The organism is Candidatus Planktophila sp. (assembly GCA_030681675.1).
GTDB lineage: Bacteria > Actinomycetota > Actinomycetes > Nanopelagicales > Nanopelagicaceae > Planktophila.
Genome location: JAUXRP010000045.1, coordinates 1 through 3,042, shown reverse-complemented (window position 1 = coordinate 3,042; position 3,042 = coordinate 1). Strand labels below are relative to the sequence as shown.

Here is a 3,042-nt window from a genome sequence, read left to right as displayed (position 1 = left end):
CTCACCTAAGTTTTTGTCCCCTAAGAAAGCTAAAAAATTATCTCGACCTTGCGCCCATGTCGATCCAACTCCTTGTTGGGCAAGTACCGTCATTAAATTCTGTGGGATATCGGGACCGCTGCCTGCGGTTATTTTAAGAGCAGTAGCGCCTTCCCAATAAGGCTTACTGTAAAAAGCCGTTACAAAGGGAACCAGGAGTAGCAAGGCATCTATCCGTCCAAACTCTTTCCAAACTACTAAAGTTTTTCTAATGGCCGGAATAATGAGAAGAGTTAGAGAAAGAAGTGTAAGAACAATTAAAATAGTGAGATAGCTGTTCGCGCCAAATAACCCAAATGCCCAAGCCGAGGCGATGCTCGAGACCGCAAAGCCAATACCAATCGATATTCCTAGAGCAACAGGACCTCGGCTTTTAGAGCCACCAGAAATCGCAGCGGTAATAATGGAGCCTGGGACAAAACCCAAAACTAGTGCGATACCTAATACGGCAAAGGTAATAGCCACGAGTGTGAACACAACATCCCCAATCAGTAAAACTTATAGGTAAACAATAAATGATTGCCGTTAATAAATGGACTAAATACCTACTCTTCTATAGCCCCTGTTACCTGATATCGGGATTAAAAGGATCTAAGCGCAGCATTTCTGCCTTTGCTGCTGCAATATCTGCAGGTGCTGCCGTCGGAATAGTTGTCCACAACTGCCAGAAATCGAAGGAGTCTGGATAACCCTTAGTAGCATCACGAACTACAGCAATCGCCTCAGAATCCATTTTGTTATCCCTCAAAATTGTAGCTACATGAAGAAGGCGTCTCTCATCAATTGGCTTTAAGTATGCGGCTGTTTGCACTGCCTTAATATCGCCGGACTTCAAAGCTGAGAAAAAACTAGCATTTACATAATAGGGAGGGATAGCCACTATCGCCCCCAGTATCACTCCACCAAAAACCCTCATTAGTGCTGCCGAGGAAAGTGGCTGTACCACAACCTTACCTTTTCGCTGGGGCTGTTTACTCTTTACAGATACATCTCCCTCAGGCTTTTCATCTCTTGTATTGATCTCATAGCCAATAATCAGACCTGATAAAACCCATCCCCAAATAGCCAGCCCCAATTGGTTAATACTGACAAATGATTGAGCCTGATAGGCCACCCATGCGCCAACTATCGCAACAAAATAGATGTCGAAACCCGCGTTTCGCTTCACGACTCGAACTATTGAGAGAATCACAAGGGAGATGATCGCAAAGTAAACCAAAAGCAAAGGAATTCCACCGCTAGATGCTATATCTAAATAAACATTGTGAGCTGAGTTTGTATATGAAAAGAATCCATTTTCATAAAAATCACTTGGCCTTGATCGTCTGTACCAATCAATGAAACTATCCATACCAACACCAAGAAAAGGATGATCACCTATTATTTTAAGCGCTGCCCTCCAATAATATCCTCGTGCTTCTAAAGAACCCTTGTACAGATAACTTGCAAGTGGGCCGGCATTTATAAGACCAAGAAAAACTAATCCGGCACCTATCGCTCCAAAACCGGATACAGCGATGCCCAGAGTTTTTTGGCTATTCATAAATAGCCACAAAATGGCTACCACCAAAGTTCCAGCCATTAAAGCAAAATAGCCTTGCTTAGCCAAAGTTTCATAAATTACTACTACCGCTGTAAATCCCGTTAAAACTAACCCAATTCTGACTGCGATTGAAAATGCAGAATTTAACGCCAATGTAAACGCTACAACAGCAATTATTCCCATAAAGGCTGACTGGAAATTAGAGTTCCCAAGTGTTCCAACTGGAGCATTAACGGTATAGGCAGTTGCAAATGGAAGTGGATCTAAATTAAAATATTGAATGTTTCCATAGACGATAAGAATTATGCCGACAATCACTGAAACTCTAAGAAATTTTTTAATAAAATCACTATCGGCTATTAGCGCCGAAGACATTAAAAACACGGTTAATGATAGGTATGCCAGTGCCCCTGTATTGCGCCCGAAGGTTCCATAGATTTGTCCACCGAAGTTAGCCCCAGAGAATATAAGTACGAGGATAATCTGTAAGACAAAGAGTGAAAGTAAAATAAAAAGAATCTTAAATTTAGATCTTGCGATGCTCTTAAAAGCGTTTATGAAGAGAGATAGCGCCAGAATGGCACAAAATGTTAGAACTGAGAGCTTAGGAAGATTTATTGGGTCAATCAATGTATAGGGTGCCACCACCAAAGTCACAGCCATGAGGGCGGCCAACGTTATAGTCCCTAATAACTTCTTACTCCGTGTATCCAACATGTACCAAGAGTACTTAATTTTCCTTTAGAAAGGCCGAAACCCGGCCCCCACCGAAGTGGGAACCGGGTTTCAGTTCTAGATATTTACCAGAAGAATTGAGTCAATTAAACCTAACTCAACTTCTTGAATAGAGCGGCTATCTTCTTCTGGATCTTGATTACTAGGTTTGTTAGAGCACGGATCGCTGCCTTTTGAGCTGTGATCTGAGCAACTAAGCCTGCGACCAATTCTTCAACCTGAACAGACAATGCTGCAACTGCATCAGCTGCATCTTGTGCCGCTGCTGTTGCTGCATCTGCTGCCTCTGCTGCAGCGTTAGCTGCATCAGTTGCTGCATTAGCTGCATCAGTTGCTTCTGCTGCTGCATCTGCTGCTGCTGCGATTGCTTCTGCATTAGCTGCATCTGCGGCTGACTGGCCAACAGTTGCTGTAACTGAGATTGCAATACCAGCTTGAGCTGCTGCAAGTGTTGATCCACCAAGTGCTGAGAGTGTGAAATCACCTGCTGTAGTTGGAACGTTAATTGCGAACGTCGCTGTTCCTGTAGATGAACCAGTTGTCACTGAAGCTGTTGGCAAACTACCTGAAGCCAAAGCACGTGAGCTTGTCACTGCTGCAGCAAATGCTGCATAAGTTCCATCAGCAACAGCGTTTCCAGCTGCATCCTTAATCATCACTGTGACAGTTGCAACCTCTCCGGGAACATATGTTGCCTTGTCAAGTGTCATTGTTACAGATGACAT

The 3,042-nt window shown here is 43.4% G+C and carries 3 protein-coding genes; all 3 read right to left on the bottom strand.

The genetic code is table 11. The features are described from left to right. Window positions 1–516 (bottom strand): hypothetical protein (locus Q8K48_09275; GenBank protein ID MDP1852580.1); only part of this gene is annotated, 516 nt, incomplete at its 3' end. Window positions 517–604: 88 nt separating this feature from the next. Beyond that, window positions 605–2,299: an O-antigen ligase family protein gene (locus tag Q8K48_09270; GenBank protein ID MDP1852579.1), complete on the bottom strand. Its 1,695-nt coding sequence runs from the start codon at window positions 2,297–2,299 to the stop codon at window positions 605–607. A 110-nt stretch (window positions 2,300–2,409) separates the two neighbouring features. Continuing rightward, on the bottom strand, window positions 2,410–3,042 hold a 633-nt coding region (locus Q8K48_09265), incomplete at its 5' end, for a hypothetical protein (GenBank protein MDP1852578.1).

Coding starts and splice junctions, on each gene's coding strand:
- Q8K48_09270 (MDP1852579.1), bottom strand. CDS start 2,299: ATGTTGGATACACGGAGTAAGAAGTTATTAGGGACTATAACGTTGGCC.